This is a genomic window from Streptomyces sp. NPDC006624 (genome assembly GCF_040611555.1).
Classification (GTDB): domain Bacteria; phylum Actinomycetota; class Actinomycetes; order Streptomycetales; family Streptomycetaceae; genus Streptomyces.
Map to the genome: position 1 here is coordinate 1 of NZ_JBEXOM010000107.1, position 1,027 is coordinate 1,027.

1 protein-coding gene is annotated in these 1,027 nt (G+C 69.6%); it reads left to right on the forward strand.

Features of this window, described 5'->3' with window-relative positions:
- Positions 1-1,027 (forward strand): patatin-like phospholipase family protein (locus tag ABZY20_RS37490; RefSeq protein WP_356448048.1); only part of this gene is annotated, 1,027 nt, incomplete at both ends.

A 1,027-nucleotide genomic window follows, 5' to 3' on the forward strand; every position in this document is an offset into this window, starting at 1 on the left:
GACCCGTCCGCGGCCCCGCGCATCGGCCTGGCCATCGCCGGCGGCGGCCCGATCGGCGGCATGTACGAACTCGGCGCCCTGCGCGCCCTCGACGAAGCCATCGAAGGCCTCGACCTGACCCGGCTGGACTGCTACGTCGGCGTCAGCAGCGGCGCCTTCCTCGCCGCCGGCCTGGCCAACCGCATGGACACCGCCGAGATGTGCCGGATCTTCGTCACCGGCGACAGCGCCGACGTCGAATTCCGGCCCGAAACCTTCATGCGCCCGGCCTTCGTCGAATACCTCAAGCGCGCCGCCAGCTTTCCGCGCCTGGCCACCGAATGGTGGCGCGAACTGCTGTTCTCGCCGCTGGAAGCGCGCTGGTCCGACCTGATCACCCGCTTCGGCGGCCTGATCCCCAACGGCCTGTTCGACAACAGCGAAGTCGAACGCTTCCTGCGCGAAGTGTTCACCCGGCGCGGGCGCAGCAACGACTTCCGCGAACTCGACGCCGAGCTGTACGTGGTCGCCGTCGACATCGACAGCGGCGACGCCGTGCGCTTCGGCGGCGAAGGCTGGGACGAGGTGCCGATCTCCAAGGCGGTGCAAGCCAGCGCCGCCCTGCCCGGCCTGTACCCGCCGGTCAACATCGACGGCCGCCACTTCGTCGACGGCGCCCTGCGCCGGACCATGCACGCCTCCGTCGTGCTCGAACGCGGCATCGACCTGCTGATCGGGCTCAACCCGCTGGTGCCGTTCAACCACAGCCACGGCGCCGCGGTGGCCGAAGACAACAGCCTCGCCGCCGGCGGCCTGCCGGCGGTGCTGTCGCAGACCTTCCGCACCCTGTTGCAATCGCGCATGCAGGTCGGCCTGGCCCGCTACGCCCAGCAATACCCGGACATCGACCAACTGGTGTTCGAACCCAACGCCGAAGACCGCGAACTGTTCTTCACCAACGCCTTCAGCTTCTCCGCGCGCCGGCGCATCTGCGAGATCGCCTACCGCAACACCCTGGCCGACCTGCGCTCGCGCGCCGAACAACTGG